Origin of the sequence: Cystobacter fuscus, assembly GCF_002305875.1 — a bacterium.
Classification (GTDB): Bacteria; Myxococcota; Myxococcia; order Myxococcales; family Myxococcaceae; genus Cystobacter; species Cystobacter fuscus_A.
Window position 1 is genome coordinate 9,434,104 of the sequence record NZ_CP022098.1, and the last position, 13,813, is coordinate 9,447,916.

A 13,813-nucleotide genomic window follows, 5' to 3' on the forward strand; every position below is an offset into this window, starting at 1 on the left:
GTACAGGCCGTAGGAGCAGCCCACTGCCCGCAGAGCAGCTGGCATCGGCCAACCGATCGCCGCAGTCCCTCAGTGGGTTGGAGTGGGCTCCGACTCGCTCAGGGAGCCCTCGGAGACCTCGAGCGCCTCGGCGCGCTCGCGGGTGCGCTTCAACTCCTGCCCCACCCATTCATAGGAGCGCTGGAGGAAGTCGGAGAGCGTGGTGAGGGCGAAGATGGAGGCGACGAGGCGGGTCTCCCTCGGCCGCACGGCATGCAGGCAGGCCAGCGCTCCCGCGACCCACGGCCCGAGACAGAAGGGACACGAGAGCAGATCCCCCACCGCCCGGCGCAGGCCCCGCCCCCGCGAGGATTCCGTCACCTCGCTCGCACGGTCCGTGCTCTCGAAGCGGACGAAGGGCGCCCGGAGGGGCGCGGTCACGAAGTCCCTGGCGAGGATGCGCGTGGCCTTGTGGGTGGCCAGACCGAACAGCGCCACGTCCTCCAGGCTCATCCGCGGAAACGCGCTCCGGCCCCGCCCTCCCCTCCACGCGAAGTAGCTCGCCAGCGCGGAGCCGTAGACGCCCATGAGCAACGCATAGGAGCCGAGTGGCATCTCCGTGTTGCCGTAACCCGCGAAGAGCTTCGTCTCTGCCAGCGCCTTGCCCATGAATACCTCCTCCCCTGGACGCTGTGCATTCCGCGCCGCCGCTCCAACCCGGCAGCGGCACCGGCCTGGGGAGCGCCAAGGCGCTTGACAGCCGGGTCGCTCCAGATGAAAACGCTAGTCATTTGCATCTTCGTCTCGAGTGTCTGACATACGGGAAGCGGGAAGCGCGATGCTGAGTCTCGCCGCCCTCGCGTTCTCCCTCTCGGCGGTCTCGGTCCTGGGCCAGGACGGCGGCGGAGCCTCCCGGTGGATCGCGGTGCCGCTCGCGCTCGCCGCGGCGGGCTCGGCGGTGGCCGGGTTCGGTGTCCTCCAGGGACTGATCGTATCGCTCGTGCTCGCCATGACGGCCGCGTCGGTGCTGGTGCTCGTGCTGGCGCCCCGTCCCGAGCGCGCACGCGCGGTGGCGCTGGTGAGCGGGCTCGTGGGGCTCGTGCCGGTGATGATCGCGGGAGTCTCCAGGTGACGGCCTCCGTGCTGAGCAAGGCGGCGAATCACAGCGCCGCACGCACCCTGGCCGCGATCCTGGGAGCGCCGCTCGTCGCGTTCGCGGTGGGGGCGGCCCTGGTGGCGTTCCTGCCCGTGTCCGGGGTGTGGGCCTTCCTCCTCGGCTTCCACGTCATGGTGCCGCTCTGGGTGGCGCTCGCGTGCGTGCTGCCGCTGATGAGGAACGGCCGGGTGGCGTGGGGCGTGTGCCTCGCCATCGTGCTGCCCATCGCCGTGGCGCTGGCGGCGAGGAGGTCCGGGTGAAACTCGCCCCCCGTACCTTCCGCATCCAGTGGGATCTGCACGCGTGGGCCGGAGTCATCGCGAGCCTCTTCCTGTTCGTCATCTTCTTCTGCGGCGTCTTCTCGTTGTTCCGCGAGGACATCGAGGTCTGGCAGGAGCCCGCGTTCCAGAGCGCGCCGCCCGGCGAGTCCCCTCCGTCCTTCGACGCGCTGCTCGAGCGCGTGAGGGAGCACGTCCCGCTGCCACGCGGCGCGAACCTGGGGCTGCTGACACACGAGGAGACGCGGCTCGTCACCGCCTACGTGTTCGAGCCCACGGGGACACGGGTGCTCTGGCTGGATCCCCTCACGGGCGAGGTGCTGCCCGAGCGCAGCCGGTTGGCGAGCGAGCTGTACTGGATGCACTTCTTCTACCGCCTTCCCTGGGGCCAGGAGTTCTCCGGGCTGGTGGCGGTCGCGCTGCTCGTCACACTCGTGAGCGGGCTCGTCATCCACCTCAAGGATCTTCGCCAGCAGTGGTGGCGGTTCCGGCCAGAGGTGAAGCCGCGCTTCTCCTCCTCGGACGCGCACAAGGTGCTCGGAGTGTTCGGGCTGCCCTTCACCGCGATGATGGGCTGGACGGGGGCGGTGCTGTGCCTGGCGGGCCTCATGGGCCAGGGGCTCGCGGCCGGCGTGTTCCGGGGAGACCCGGCCCGGGTGAATCAGCTCCGGGGCTATGCCCAGCCGGTGCGCGAGGAGGCCCACCGCGAGGCGGCCATGCGGCCCCTGGATGAGCTCGTCGCCCGCGCCCGCGCCTCCGTGCCCGGAGCGGAAGGCACGCCGCGCTACGTCGACCTGCACTTCCACGGCGATGCGAAGGCCTGGGTGAGCGTCTTCTTCCAGCTCGCGCCGCTCGGCGCGGACCACTATGCCTTCGTCGACTCGGTGAGCGGAGAGACGTTCGGCACGAGCATCGACTCCCGGACCCCCTCGTTCAGCTTCGAGCGCGTCCTCTTCGATCTGCACTACGCCCACTATGGGGGCCTCTTGCTCAAGGGCCTCTACGCCCTGCTCGCGCTCGCGCTGTGCGCGGTGCTCGTCACGGGCAACCTCATCTGGTTGGAGCGCCGGGACGAGCCGCGTGCCCACCGGGGCAACCGCCTGCTGGAGAGGCTGACCGTGGGCGTGTCCGGAGGACTCGTCCTCGCCGCCGCGGTCTACTTCGCGAGCAACCGCGCGCTGCCGGATGCACTGGCGCGACGGGCCGATTGGGAGTTCGGCCTGTTCCTCGGGGCCTGGGCGCTCGCGACCGCGCTCACCCTGCTTCCCCGGGACCCGCCCCTCCGGGCGGGAGTGTGGCTGTGCACGGGGGCGGCGGCGCTCTACGCGGGCGTCGCCGCCTCGGACGTGGTGTTCCAGGAGGCCCACCTGTTCACCGCGCTCGCGCGGGGACTGCCGTCGGTGTTCCTCACCGAGGTGCTGCTGTGCCTGCTCGCCCTCGGCTGTGGAGCCCTCGCCCGGGGGCTCGCGCGAACTACCACGTATAGCCGACGTTGAGCATGGCGCGGCGCCGGTCGCCGTAGAAGCAGGCCGACTCCGAGCTGCAGGACGACACATACGTGGCATCCAGCAGGTTCGAGGCGTTGACGGCCGCCCGCCAGTGCTCGCGCTCGTAGTGCACGCCCGCGTCCACGAGCACGTAGCCCGGCACCGCCAACGTATTGGCGCGATCGACGAAGGATTGGCCGACGTAGCGCACGCCCGCCCCGGCGCCCAGGCCCTTCAGGACGCCGTCCGGCAGGGTGTAGTCGAGCCAGAGCGACGAGAGGAACTCCGGCACGCCCGTGGGCCGCTTGCCCTGCTCGAGCTCCACGCCCCGGGTGATGGCGAGCTGGTAGAGCGACGCCGAGCCCACGAGGTTCAGCCCCTGGGCCAGGCTCGCGTTCGCCTCGAACTCCAGGCCCCGGGAGCGCACCTCGCCAATCTGACGCTGCACGAAGCCCTCCGTCGTCAGGAAGTTCTCGCGCCGCAGCTCGAAGACGGACAGTCCCAGCGAAGTCCGCGTGCCCTCCGGCTGGAACTTGACGCCCGCCTCGAGCTGCGTGCCCCGCTCGGGCTCGAAGAGCGTCCCCTCGGCGGAGGTGCCCGCCACTGGATTGAAGGAGCGGGAGTAGCTCACGTACGGCGCGAAGCCGCTGTCGAAGGCATACAGCAGGCCCGCGCGGCCACTGAAGGCCCGCTGGCCGCCGTCATAGCTCGACGCCGGCGTGAGCGCGTTGTCCAGGCGCAGGCCCACCCAGTCATGACGTCCGCTCAGCACCAGGTGCAGGCGCTCGAGGAACCGGAGCTGATCCTGCGCGTACACGCCGAGCTGGTTCTGGCGGATGGCGTTGACGGCGTAGCGCGACTCGGTGGGCGCATAGGTGGCGTAGGTGGGGTTGCGCAGATCCAGGGGCGCGCCGGCCTCGTAGCCCTGCTCGTCATCGAGCGCGTAGTGCTTGTAGTCGAGCCCCACGAGGACGGTGTGGCGCACGGGGCCGGTGGAGAAACGCAGCTCGGCCTGGGTGTCGACGGTGAGCAGCCCGACCGTGGGCGTCGTCACGAAGTTGCCGCGGGCGAGCTGGGCCTCGTCGGCCGGGCCGGCATAGCCCACGCCGTAGAGGTTCTTGAAGTCGATGGCGAGGTGGCCGTAGCGCAGGTTCTGCCGCACCGTCCACGTGTCATCGAAGCGGTGCTCGAACTCGTAGCCCACCAGGCCCTGGTCGCGCTTGAAGCGATCCAGGCTGGGATCGCTCGTGAAGAGGTCCGTGGGAATGCGCCCATACGGCGCGTCCACGACGGTGCCCACGTAGGGCAGGAAGTTCTGCCCGCGGGTACGGTCGAGCAGGTAGCTGCCGTGGAGGGTGAGCGAGGTGCGCTCGGTGGGCTTCCAGGTGAGGCTGGGCGCGAGGAAGAGCCGGTTGTTGTCGGTGTAGCGCACCTGGGTGTTGCCACCCCGGGCGAGCGCCGTCACCCGGTAGAACCACTGTCCGCCCTGGCCGATGGGGCCGCCCAGGTCGACCGCGCCGTAGCCGTTGACGTACTCGTTGATGCCCAGCTCCACGTGCCGCACCGCCTCCGTGGGGGGCTTCTTGCTCACGAGGTTGAGCAGACCTCCCGGATTGGTGCCCCCGAAGAGGACGGACGAGGGGCCGCGCACCGCCTCGATGCGCTCCATGCCGAACGGCTCGAGGCGCCAGGTGGCGAAGGAGCCGGCGGGCAGTTGCAGCCCGTCGAGGTAGTAGCCGGACTCCTGGGCGGTGAAGCCGCGCACCAGGAACCAGTCGTTGCGCGAGTCGCCGCCGAACGTCTCCGAGCGCACCCCGGGCGTGTAGCGCGTGGCCTCGACGATGGACTGCGCCTGCTGGGCCTCCATCTGCTCCCGGCCCACCACGGAGATGGACTGGGGCGTCTCCAGCAGCGACGTGTCCGTCTTGGTGCCGCTCGCGCTGCGCCGGGCGGTGTAGCCCACGACGGGCTCCGTCGCGCGCTCCCGCTCGCCCTCCACCTTCACGGTGTCCAGGGTGAGCGCCTCCCCCCCCTGCTCCTGCGCCGCCGCCGCCGTCGCGAACGCGAAGGAGAGACCCGCCCACGCACGCCTGCTTCGAATTGGAGAAACCATATTGAGAATGATTCTTACTCGCGGAGTCAAGGAGGTTCGGGACGCGGCGTAACATGGGCCCGAAGGGGGGGCAAGGGGGAAGCAGGCTGCCCAGGCAGGGAAGCGGCGGGGTGCAAACCCTCACGTGACGACATCGTCAAACACGGAGCGCCACCCTTCCTGGCCGTGCGACAGGCGGGCACGTGGGCCCGGTCGGCCGGAGTGCTTTCTTCGGGACGATAGTTCTAGCGGTCCTCGCTCGCGATGGGCGAGCCTCGTGGCCAGTCCACCGACCGCACGAGCAACCAGGAGCCCACATCTTCATGACCACGGCCGTCGCCTACCGCACGGAAGCGCCCCCTCCGGCAGTCTTCCCGGACATCGATGAGGAAGCCTTCGCCCGCGACCTCCAAGCCCTGCGCGTGGAGCTGGAGTCCTCCATCGGTCCCGAGGACCGCGCGCACTTCCGGAAGATCCAACGCTGGGGCCGGGTGTGCTCGCTGCTCGGGTATGCGACGTCCTGGGTGATGCCCAACCCGCTCTCCGCGCTGCTCATCGCGCAGGGCAACACGGCACGCTGGACGATGATGGCCCACCACGTCACGCACCGGGGCTATGACCGCGTGCCCGGCATGCCCGAGCACTCCACCGGAAAGCGCTTCGCCACCGGGTGGCGCCGCTTCATCGACTGGCCGGATTGGATCCACCCCGAGGCGTGGCGCCACGAGCACAACACCCTGCACCACGGGCGCACGGGCGAGACGGCGGACCCGGACCTGGTGGAGGAGAACACCCAGTGGCTGCGCCGCTCGTCCATGCCGCTGTGGGCGAAGTACGCGATCGTGGCATTCTTCGCCTGCACCTGGAAGGTGACGTACTACGCGCCCAACACCTTCTTCGAGTGGCGCCGGGCCGAGCGGCGCCGCGCGGGCGGGGCCGAGGAGTTCGGCACGCCCCCGCTGGTGACGGCCTTCAACCCGCTCACCCCCCAGGGCCGGGACTTCTGGAGCACCTGCCTGCTGCCCTACGCGGCCCTGCGCTTCGTGCTCCTGCCCGCCCTGTTCGCGCCCCTGGGCGCCTGGGCGGTGTTCAGCGTCTTCGCCAACAGCGTCCTCGCCGAGCTGCTCACCAACATCCAGAGCTTCATGCTGATCGCGCCCAACCACGCGGGCGATGATCTCTACCGCTTCCAGGGGCGCTCCGACAGCCACGCGACCTTCGCGGTGCGGCAGGTGGTGGGCTCGGCCAACTACGCCACCGGGAGCGATGGGATCGACTTCCTCCAGGGCTTCCTCAACTACCAGATCGAGCACCACCTCTGGCCGACCCTGCCCATGCGCAAGTATCAGCAGGCCCAGCCCCGGGTGAAGGCCCTGTGCGAGAAGCACGGCGTGCCCTATGTGCAGGAGAGCATCTGGCGGCGCGTGGGCAAGCTCGTCGACATCATGGTGGGGCGCACCTCCATGCGCTCACTGCCCACCCTGGGCGGCCGGTAGGACTCAGAGGGTTCTAATTGATTGGCGCACCCATTGTTTTCTGCTTTCAATCCGCGCCATGAACCCGACCAACATCACACGCCGCGATTTCGTCTATCTCATGGGTCTGGGCACGACGGGAGTCGTCCTGTCCTCCTGCACAGACGGGCAACCGACGCCGGAGCCCCAGCCCCCCGCCCCCACCGAGCTGTGGCTCTACGTGGGCACGTACACCTCGGGGGGCAGCGAGGGCATCTACCTGTGCCGGTTGGATCTGGCCACCGGTGCCCTCCAAAAGCTGGCGGTCACCCCGAACGTGGCCGAGCCTTCCTATCTGGCCCTGGATCCAAAGGGACGCTACCTCTACGCCGTCAATGAATTGGTGGAGTACGAAGGCAAGCCCAGTGGTGCCGTGAGTGCCTTTGCCATCAACGCCCAGAGCCGGGAGCTGACCTTCATCAACCGGCAGTCCTCGCAGGGCGGCGCGCCCTGCTACCTGGAAGTGGATGCGACGGGCGCCTTCGTGCTGGTGGCCAATTACGTCGGCGGCAACGTCGCCGTCCTTCCCATCCTGCCGGACGGTGGACTGGGCGCCACCGTCGACGTGAAGCAACACCAGGGAACGGAAGCCGGACAGGAGCCCCACGCCCATCAGATCCGGCTGGACGCGGCCAACCAGTACGCCCTGGCCCCGGACCTCGGGCTGGACAAGATCATGATCTACCGGTTCGACGCGCGGCAGGGAAAGCTCACGCCCGGCGAGCCCGCCTCGTTCTCCACCCACGCCAAGGCGGGACCGCGCCACCTGGCCTACCACCCCAATGGCAACCTCGCCTTCGGCATCAACGAGCTGGACTCGACGCTCATCGCCTTCTCCTATGACAAGGAGCGCGGCGTGCTGACGGAACTCCAGACGGTCTCCACCCTGCCCGAGGGCTACACCGGGACCAGCTACTGCGCGGACATCCACGTCAGCCCCGACGGCCGATTCCTCTATGGATCCAACCGCGGCCACGACAGCATCGTCGTGTTTGCCATTGATTCCGCGGGAAGGTTGACCCTCGTGGAGCATGTGACGGGCGGCATCAACTGGCCGCGCAACTTCGCCATCGATCCGACGGGCGCATACCTGCTGGTGGCCAACCAGAAGGGCAACACCGTCGTCACCTTCCGGCGCGACGCGGAGACCGGACGGCTCTCGCCCGTGGGCCAGCCCCTGGACATCCCCGCCCCCACGTGCCTGCTCGTGGTTCCTCCCTCCGTCTGAGTTCAGCGGCGAGCCCGTCAGTAGAGGATGCCGTCAAACTTCTCGATGACAGCTCTGATCTCTTCGGGCGTGGTCTCGACCAGTTTGGCGGCCGATGGGGCGTAGTAGGTCAAGGCCCTGGTTCTGGGTGGGTGCTTGGGAAGCATATCCCGAATGAGTTCACCCAAGGGGCCTGGCCATGTGAGGCCGCGGAGTTCGGAGGCTCGGCCAATGGGGTCCAGGATGGTGAAACACGGCCACTTGGGAAAACGAATGATGGCAGGGTCACAGCCCATGATGCGGCAACCATCCAGGCGGGCCTCGGTGAAGTCACAGTCCTCGATGGAGCCATGCTGATACCACGGCAGGCTCATGTATTCAGGCCAGAGGCCGAAATCACACCCTGTCAGCCGCCCCTTGAACTGGCAGCCCTTGAGGGACGCGGCCACCCAGCTCTGGTAATTCTTCAACTCCTGCTTCACCTCGAAGGTGCAGTCGATGAAGCGGGGCTGCTTGAGGCTCAGGCGCCGAGCGGACACCTTCAGCACGAGAGTGCAGTTCCTCAGCGTCAGGTTGGGGCCGAGGATGTAGTTCGCCTTCGTGTCCGTCAGCTCCAACCGCTCGTTTTCGATTTCCCGGTCGTTGAAGACGACATTACCAAGCCAATCCATCGCCGCCCCTTTAGAAGGTGAGCATCCGGAAGAACTCGCCCGCCATGCGCCTGCCATGCCGAGCCATATTCGACGCCGTTCCGGAGAGAATCTCGTACTTGCGACCGCTCACCGGGTCAACCACGTCGATGCCCTTGCTCAGGCTGAAGTCGTAGAGGTGATCGAACTGCGTTTTCACCTTCAGTTGCACGTAGCGCCGCGAGCCTCTCGCTCGAGCAGTCGCGAAAGCCAGTATTCACCCTGCTTCTCGGCCCTTTGAATGGCGGCGAACTCCTCAGCCGAGAGCTTGTCGGGCCCCCACTCTCTCGCGGCCTGGGTGACGGCCTCCTGGAGCATGTCCCCCACCTTGTCCTCGGCGGGAATATCCGCGGCCGACTTGCCGCGGGGCACGTGCCAGCGCTGGCCATCGCTGAGTTCCACCTGCCGGTTGCCACCCCGGTGGCGGATGACGGTTTCCGCGAAGCGGCCCCCAGGCGCCTGTCCCGCCCTACTGCCCTGTCCCTTCTTGAGCATCACCACGGCCAGGGGGCCCTGCGGAGACGTGGCCACCGTCTCCGCCGTCGCAATGGCCTTGGCCAGGGCCCCCTCCGTCGCGAGAACCGCCTCCGTCACCTCCAGACGCCCCATGACGCCGGCGCCGCCCTGCGCCTCGAACTGCTTCCCGGCGAGGTTGAAGCGCGGCAGCGACTTCACCCGCGGCAGCACCTGCCCCAGCGTGTGCCCGCCCAGCGTGGCCACAGCGAGAATCATGGCCCGGGCCGCGTCCTCTCCCAGTACCTTGCCGAAGTCCTCGCCCGCCGCGCGCAGCTCCTCGAAGGTGGTGGCGTGGTGCGCCGTGTCGGCCATGCGGGCCCAGCCATCCATCAGCCCGTACAGCGTCTCGAGGCCCACATAGCCCATCAGGAGGAGGGTCATGCCAGCGGCCAGGGCCTTGCTCGTTGGCTCGGGCACCACCCACATCATGCAGTAGAGGGCCACCGTCCAGACAACCGTGGAGACGAGCATCCGCACGTCCAGCAGCTCGTGCACCAGGGCCGCACGCGTCTCGTCGAGGACGTGGCCAAAGGCCAGGGCCAGGGCAAACGCCCGCCGGTCATCGGTGCGCAGGTAGGGCCCGTCGTCCAGAAGGCCCAGGCAGTCGCCTCCTCCCCGGGGCGCACACCACTGGAGGTACCTGGCTCTCAGGGCTTCATCCGCCGCGGGGGTGAGGACCACCGGGCCCTCCTGGCGCTCGGGCACCAGGGTGTAGGCCTGGTCGCGATACACCTCCAGCAGCCAGTCTCCCTGGCTGTCCACCGTCTCTACGCCCTCGGGTGGCGGCAGGAGGTGGAGCAACTCCCGGGCAGCCGCTTGTGGAGTCTTCGCCCCCAGCCGCACGTCGCTCGAGAGGCGCAGGAAAGCCCGTTGGAATTCGACCCTGGGGATGGGTACCGGCCGGGTGGCGATAGCGCCGGGCTCCAGGAAGTCCACGTCGTACACGGTGGCGGATTCGAGGCCGGGCTCCCCCAAGGCGGCCACACGCTCCTGGGGAGCCGGTGGGGGCGTCAGCGAGTGGGAGCGGTGGCCGACGAGGAGTCTGCCGTGTGGAGTGTCCGTGGCACATGACAACTGGGAGAGAACCAGGAGGGCCCAGGCGCCAAGGCTGGGGCTCAGCCGCGCGCTCGGAGGGCGAACGCCAGGAAGACGGGTGGACACGGCGCACCTCCGGAAACGGCACGGCCAAAAGCCGTCGTTCCGCGACTACACGAGAATACAGGTGGGCCCGTCAAGCCGCCGGGTTGGTCACGGGTAGGTACCGCCGGAATTTCTCGGCCCGCTCTTTCCCTCCGTCTGTCTGAGTTCAGCGGCGGGAGGTCAGCGCATAGGCTTTCAGCTCCGCGGCGAGGTGATCATAGACGAGCCGCATCGGCTCGCTCGTCCGGAGGTTCTCGTGCATGACGACCCAGAGGTCGAGCGCATAGGCAAAATCCTCTGGGAGCACATGCACGAGCGCCTCCTCCCGCCGCGCCACCCCCACCTGACAGACACCGATCCCCGCCCCCGCCCGGATGAGGGCGAGCTGCGCGAGATCGCTGTCCGTGCGAAACACAAACCCCTCCCGGCCCATCCGGAAGCCCATCGCCCGCAGGGTCTGGATCGACGGGGACTCCTGGTCGAAGCCAATCAACGCCTGTCCACCCAGTTCCTCCATGCTCCGGGGCGTCCCATGCCTCGCCAGGTAGTCGCGATGCGCGTACAGGCCCAGGGTCGTCACGCCCACCTTGCGCGACAACAGCGCCGACTGCTCGGGCCGGATCATCCGGATGGCGATGTCCGATTCCCGCTTCAGCAGATCCTGCGTGCGGTTGGACAACACCAGTTCGAGCGCGATCCCCGGATGCCGCTCGCGAAACCGCGCGAGCATGGGAGGCAACACCTCCGCGCCCACCACCTCGCTCGCGGTGAGCCGCACGGTGCCCCGCGCCCCTCCTTCCGCTCCCGAAACAGCCCGACGCAACGAGGCCGCCGCCGCTCGCATCGCCTCGGCATGCGGGCGGATCTCCAACGCCGCCTCCGTGGGCACCAGGCCCTGGGGTGAGCGGACGAACAGGGGCGTCGCGAGCGCTTGCTCCAGGGCCTCGACATGGCGGCCAATGGTCGGCTGCGTCAGCCCCAGCGCCCGCGCGGCGCCCGAGAGACTCCCCTCGTCCAACACCGCCAGGAACGACCGGCACAGCTGCCAGTCCAGCTCGTCCGTCATACATTTTCGTATAACAGCTCCACGGACATCTACAATTTCAAACGAGCCCCCGGAGCCCCATTCTTCGCCGTGTCGCCACGACGGAGGAACTCATGACGAAGGAACGAATCGCGTTGGTGTTGGGAGCAACCGGCGGAGTGGGCGGAGAGACAGCGGCCGCCCTGCTCGCCAAGGGGTGGAAGGTGCGAGCCCTGCATCGCGGCACCCAGGCGGGCGGGCGGCATGCCCGGCTCGCGGGCGCGGAGTGGATCCGCGGGGATGCCCTGCGCGCCGAGGACGTCATCCAGGCCGCGCGCGGTGCCCAGCTGGTGGTCCACGCCGTCAACCCCCCGGGCTACCGGGATTGGGAGAAGCTCGTGCTGCCCATGCTGGAGAGCAGCCTCCAGGCGGCTCGACAGGCCGGTGCCCGGCTGGTGCTCCCCGGCACCGTCTACAACTACGGCCTCGATGCGTTCCCGGTGCTTGAGGAGGACTCGCCCCAGCACCCCCACACCCGCAAGGGCCAGATCCGCGTCGCCATGGAGCGTCGCATCGAGGAGGAGGCCGCGCGCGGCACCCGCGCCCTCATCGTGCGCGCCGGTGACTTCTTCGGGCCCCACGCGGGCAACAACTGGTTCTCCCAGGGCTTCGTGAAGCCGGGCGCGCGGCCCCGGTCCATCACCCATCCCAATGCGCCCGGCGTGGGCCATGCCTGGGCCTACCTGCCCGACCTCGCCGCCACCCTGGCCGCGCTCGCCGAGCGCGAGCAGGAGCTGCCCGCCTTCGCGCGCTTCCACTTCGGCGGTCACTGGCTGGAAGACGGCGCGGAGATGAGCCGGAGCATCCTGCGCGTCCTCGGCCACCCCGCCCCGTCCGTGCGCCGGATGCCCTGGGCCCTGCTGCGGCTCGCCTCGCCCTTCAACACCACGCTGCGCGAGCTGCTCGAGATGCGCTACCTCTGGCAGCACCCCGCCCGCCTCGACAACACGCGCCTGCGCGCCTTCCTCGGCCAGGAGCCGCACACGCCGTTGGATGCCGCCGTGCACCACACCCTCCAGGCCATGGGCTGCCTGCCCGACGCCGCCGAGCCCACCGCAAGCCTCAGTGCACCCAATGCAGGCCCATGGGCATCGACCCGCCCGGCCCGGTGAGCCGACGCCAGAACCACTCCGACGAGCGCTCGAGCTCCCAGGGGAAGAACAGATCCTCGCCCAGGTCCTCGACCCGGACCTTCACCAGGGGCTCGTGCGGGTACTGCCGGAGGGGATCGTCGTACACGAGCCCCACCACGATGCCCCACCTCCCCTGGAACCGATTGTCCAGGGACTCCTCGGAGGCAGTGAGGGCGATGCGCATCGGCTCTCCGATGCGCACGGGCGCGCCCTCCACGTCGTGGGCGAGGATGAGTGCCGTCTGCTGGCTCATGGGGCGAAGGACCGGGGTGTGAGGAATCTGGAAACCACGAGCGTCGTGACACTGACGAGCGCCCAGGCAGACAGGTGATAGAGCAGGACATGGTGCCGCCCCTGCGCGCACGCGAGTTCCCCCACGAACGCACCCGCGGTGCCCACGGACAGACCGCCCAGCAGGGCACGCCGCGGATGGAAGGCGGCGCCACGCAGCGCGGCGAGGGCCACGACTCCCGGCACCAGCCCCATGCCGAACTGGCTGAGGGTGCAGATCCACTCCGGAAAGGTGGACGACTCATGACCGGAGTCACGCGCGAGGACGAGGGCGGCGGCCCCCACGAGCGCCAGGCCCAGCCCGACCCGCTGGAGCGCCAGTCTCCGGGGCGCGAGCGCGGCCCGGGCACACACGGCGCTGATGGTCCACAGCAAGGCCAGCACGGGCGCATGCGCCCACAGCACTTCGCCGGACGTGCGGCCCAGGGCCCACAACACCCCGGCCACCGCGGCCATCAGCCCCACCGAGACGCCGAGCAGTCGCGCCGCCTGCGTCCTCCAGCCACGCACGGGCATGGGACGCGCCAGCTCCGCGCGCACCGCCCCCAGGGCCCGCGCCCTCGCGGCCTCGTTCCCGGCAACCTCCCGGGAGAGCAATGTGTCCAGGGACGGAGCCATCATTCCCCCACCAGCCCGTCCAGCAGTTGCCGCAGCTTCTCGAACCCGCGGTGGGCCCGGACGCGCGCCGCGCTCACGCTGATGCCGCGCATCGAGGCGATCTCCTCGTAGGACCAGCCCTCGAGCTTGTGCAGGAGGATGGCCTCGCGCTGATCCGGCGACAGCCGCTGCAGCGCGTCCTCCAGGCGCTTGCGCATGCCGGGATCTCCCGGATCGGCGGTGGCCGGAGCCGGCGGGGGCGCGCTGTCCCGATACGCCTCGCGGTGCTGGCGACGGCGCAGGGCATCGCGCGCGGCGTTCGCGGCGATCGTCATCAACCAGGGTCCGAAACGCGTCCCCCGTTCGAACCGGTCCCGCGAGCGGACGACCGACAAGAACGTCGTCTGCAGCAGATCCTCCGCGAGCGCGCCATCACGCACCATGCGTGCCAGGAAGCCCTGCACCGCGCCGGCATGCCGGCTGAACAGGACCTCGAAAGCAGCGTGATCTCCCTCGCAGAAGCGTTCCATGAGCTCTTCGTCCGTCGCGTTCCCCATCCCCTGGCCCACCTACGCGCCACGTGGAAAAACGTTTCCGCCCTCCGTACCGGCCGGAGGGAGAAACGTCAAACGCTTGAAATCCTTGGGGAA

Annotated in this window: 15 protein-coding genes; 6 read left to right on the top strand and 9 right to left on the bottom strand. The window is 69.2% G+C overall.

The genetic code is table 11. The annotated features are described in order from the left end of the window. Nucleotides 1-69: 69 nt before the first annotated feature. On the bottom strand, nt 70-648 hold the full coding sequence (locus tag CYFUS_RS38205; protein WP_095989685.1) for a DUF1360 domain-containing protein: 579 nt from the start codon (nt 646-648) through the stop codon (nt 70-72). 169 nt (nt 649-817) lie between these two features. Between CYFUS_RS38205 and CYFUS_RS38210 the strand changes: the two genes are divergently transcribed. From CYFUS_RS38210 to CYFUS_RS38220, 3 genes are read left to right on the top strand one after another with little or no spacing between them, the layout of a single operon-like run. Next, the gene (locus CYFUS_RS38210; protein ID WP_095989686.1) at nt 818-1,111 is read left to right on the top strand and encodes a hypothetical protein; all 294 of its coding nucleotides are present in this window, start codon (nt 818-820) and stop codon (nt 1,109-1,111) included. Further along, complete coding sequence (locus CYFUS_RS38215) at nt 1,108-1,395, top strand: hypothetical protein (protein WP_095989687.1); 288 nt, start codon at nt 1,108-1,110, stop codon at nt 1,393-1,395. The genes CYFUS_RS38210 and CYFUS_RS38215 overlap by 4 nt, the downstream gene beginning before the upstream one ends. Next, nucleotides 1,392-2,909, top strand: coding sequence for a PepSY-associated TM helix domain-containing protein (locus CYFUS_RS38220; RefSeq protein WP_095989688.1), 1,518 nt, complete (start codon nt 1,392-1,394; stop codon nt 2,907-2,909). The genes CYFUS_RS38215 and CYFUS_RS38220 overlap by 4 nt, the downstream gene beginning before the upstream one ends. On the opposite strand, the gene CYFUS_RS38225 is transcribed toward CYFUS_RS38220, so the two are convergent. Beyond that, on the bottom strand, nt 2,887-5,013 hold the full coding sequence (locus CYFUS_RS38225; RefSeq protein WP_095989689.1) for a TonB-dependent siderophore receptor: 2,127 nt from the start codon (nt 5,011-5,013) through the stop codon (nt 2,887-2,889). The genes CYFUS_RS38220 and CYFUS_RS38225 overlap by 23 nt on opposite strands. A gap of 302 nt (nt 5,014-5,315) precedes the next feature. On the opposite strand from CYFUS_RS38225, the gene CYFUS_RS38230 reads away from it, so the two are divergent. After that, complete coding sequence (locus CYFUS_RS38230; RefSeq protein WP_095989690.1) at nt 5,316-6,488, top strand: fatty acid desaturase family protein; 1,173 nt, start codon at nt 5,316-5,318, stop codon at nt 6,486-6,488. A 58-nt stretch (nt 6,489-6,546) separates the two neighbouring features. Continuing rightward, entirely contained in the window at nt 6,547-7,734 is a 1,188-nt protein-coding gene (locus tag CYFUS_RS38235) for a lactonase family protein (RefSeq protein ID WP_095989691.1), read from the top strand. A 17-nt stretch (nt 7,735-7,751) separates the two neighbouring features. On the opposite strand, the gene CYFUS_RS38240 is transcribed toward CYFUS_RS38235, so the two are convergent. The 4 genes from CYFUS_RS38240 to CYFUS_RS38250 form a co-directional block, all read right to left on the bottom strand. Next, the gene (locus CYFUS_RS38240; protein ID WP_095989692.1) at nt 7,752-8,384 is read right to left on the bottom strand and encodes a pentapeptide repeat-containing protein; all 633 of its coding nucleotides are present in this window, start codon (nt 8,382-8,384) and stop codon (nt 7,752-7,754) included. Between the two features lie 10 nt (nt 8,385-8,394). Next, nucleotides 8,395-8,574, bottom strand: coding sequence for a hypothetical protein (locus tag CYFUS_RS53350; protein WP_232537049.1), 180 nt, complete (start codon nt 8,572-8,574; stop codon nt 8,395-8,397). Further along, a complete protein-coding gene (locus tag CYFUS_RS38245) occupies nt 8,565-9,902 on the bottom strand; it encodes a hypothetical protein (protein WP_232537050.1) in 1,338 nt (445 codons plus the stop codon). Before CYFUS_RS38245 ends, CYFUS_RS53350 begins: the two co-directional genes overlap by 10 nt. Nucleotides 9,903-10,224: 322 nt before the next feature. Beyond that, complete coding sequence (locus tag CYFUS_RS38250; protein ID WP_095989693.1) at nt 10,225-11,124, bottom strand: LysR family transcriptional regulator; 900 nt, start codon at nt 11,122-11,124, stop codon at nt 10,225-10,227. Nucleotides 11,125-11,216: 92 nt separating this feature from the next. On the opposite strand from CYFUS_RS38250, the gene CYFUS_RS38255 reads away from it, so the two are divergent. Further along, the gene (locus CYFUS_RS38255; protein WP_095989694.1) at nt 11,217-12,254 is read left to right on the top strand and encodes an NAD-dependent epimerase/dehydratase family protein; all 1,038 of its coding nucleotides are present in this window, start codon (nt 11,217-11,219) and stop codon (nt 12,252-12,254) included. On the opposite strand, the gene CYFUS_RS38260 is transcribed toward CYFUS_RS38255, so the two are convergent. Genes CYFUS_RS38260 through CYFUS_RS38270 form a run of 3 tightly spaced genes read right to left on the bottom strand, consistent with a single transcriptional unit; the run spans nt 12,205 to nt 13,720 of the window. After that, nucleotides 12,205-12,528 (bottom strand): Carotenogenesis protein CarS, encoded by a 324-nt coding sequence (locus CYFUS_RS38260; protein ID WP_095989695.1) that lies wholly within the window; start codon nt 12,526-12,528, stop codon nt 12,205-12,207. The two genes, CYFUS_RS38255 and CYFUS_RS38260, sit on opposite strands and share 50 nt — an antisense overlap. Further along, nucleotides 12,525-13,187, bottom strand: a complete 663-nt coding sequence (locus tag CYFUS_RS38265) for a DUF1109 domain-containing protein (protein WP_095989696.1) — start codon at nt 13,185-13,187, stop codon at nt 12,525-12,527. Before CYFUS_RS38265 ends, CYFUS_RS38260 begins: the two co-directional genes overlap by 4 nt. Continuing rightward, nucleotides 13,184-13,720: an RNA polymerase sigma factor gene (locus tag CYFUS_RS38270; RefSeq protein ID WP_095989697.1), complete on the bottom strand. Its 537-nt coding sequence runs from the start codon at nt 13,718-13,720 to the stop codon at nt 13,184-13,186. The genes CYFUS_RS38265 and CYFUS_RS38270 overlap by 4 nt, the downstream gene beginning before the upstream one ends. Nucleotides 13,721-13,813: the final 93 nt, after the last annotated feature.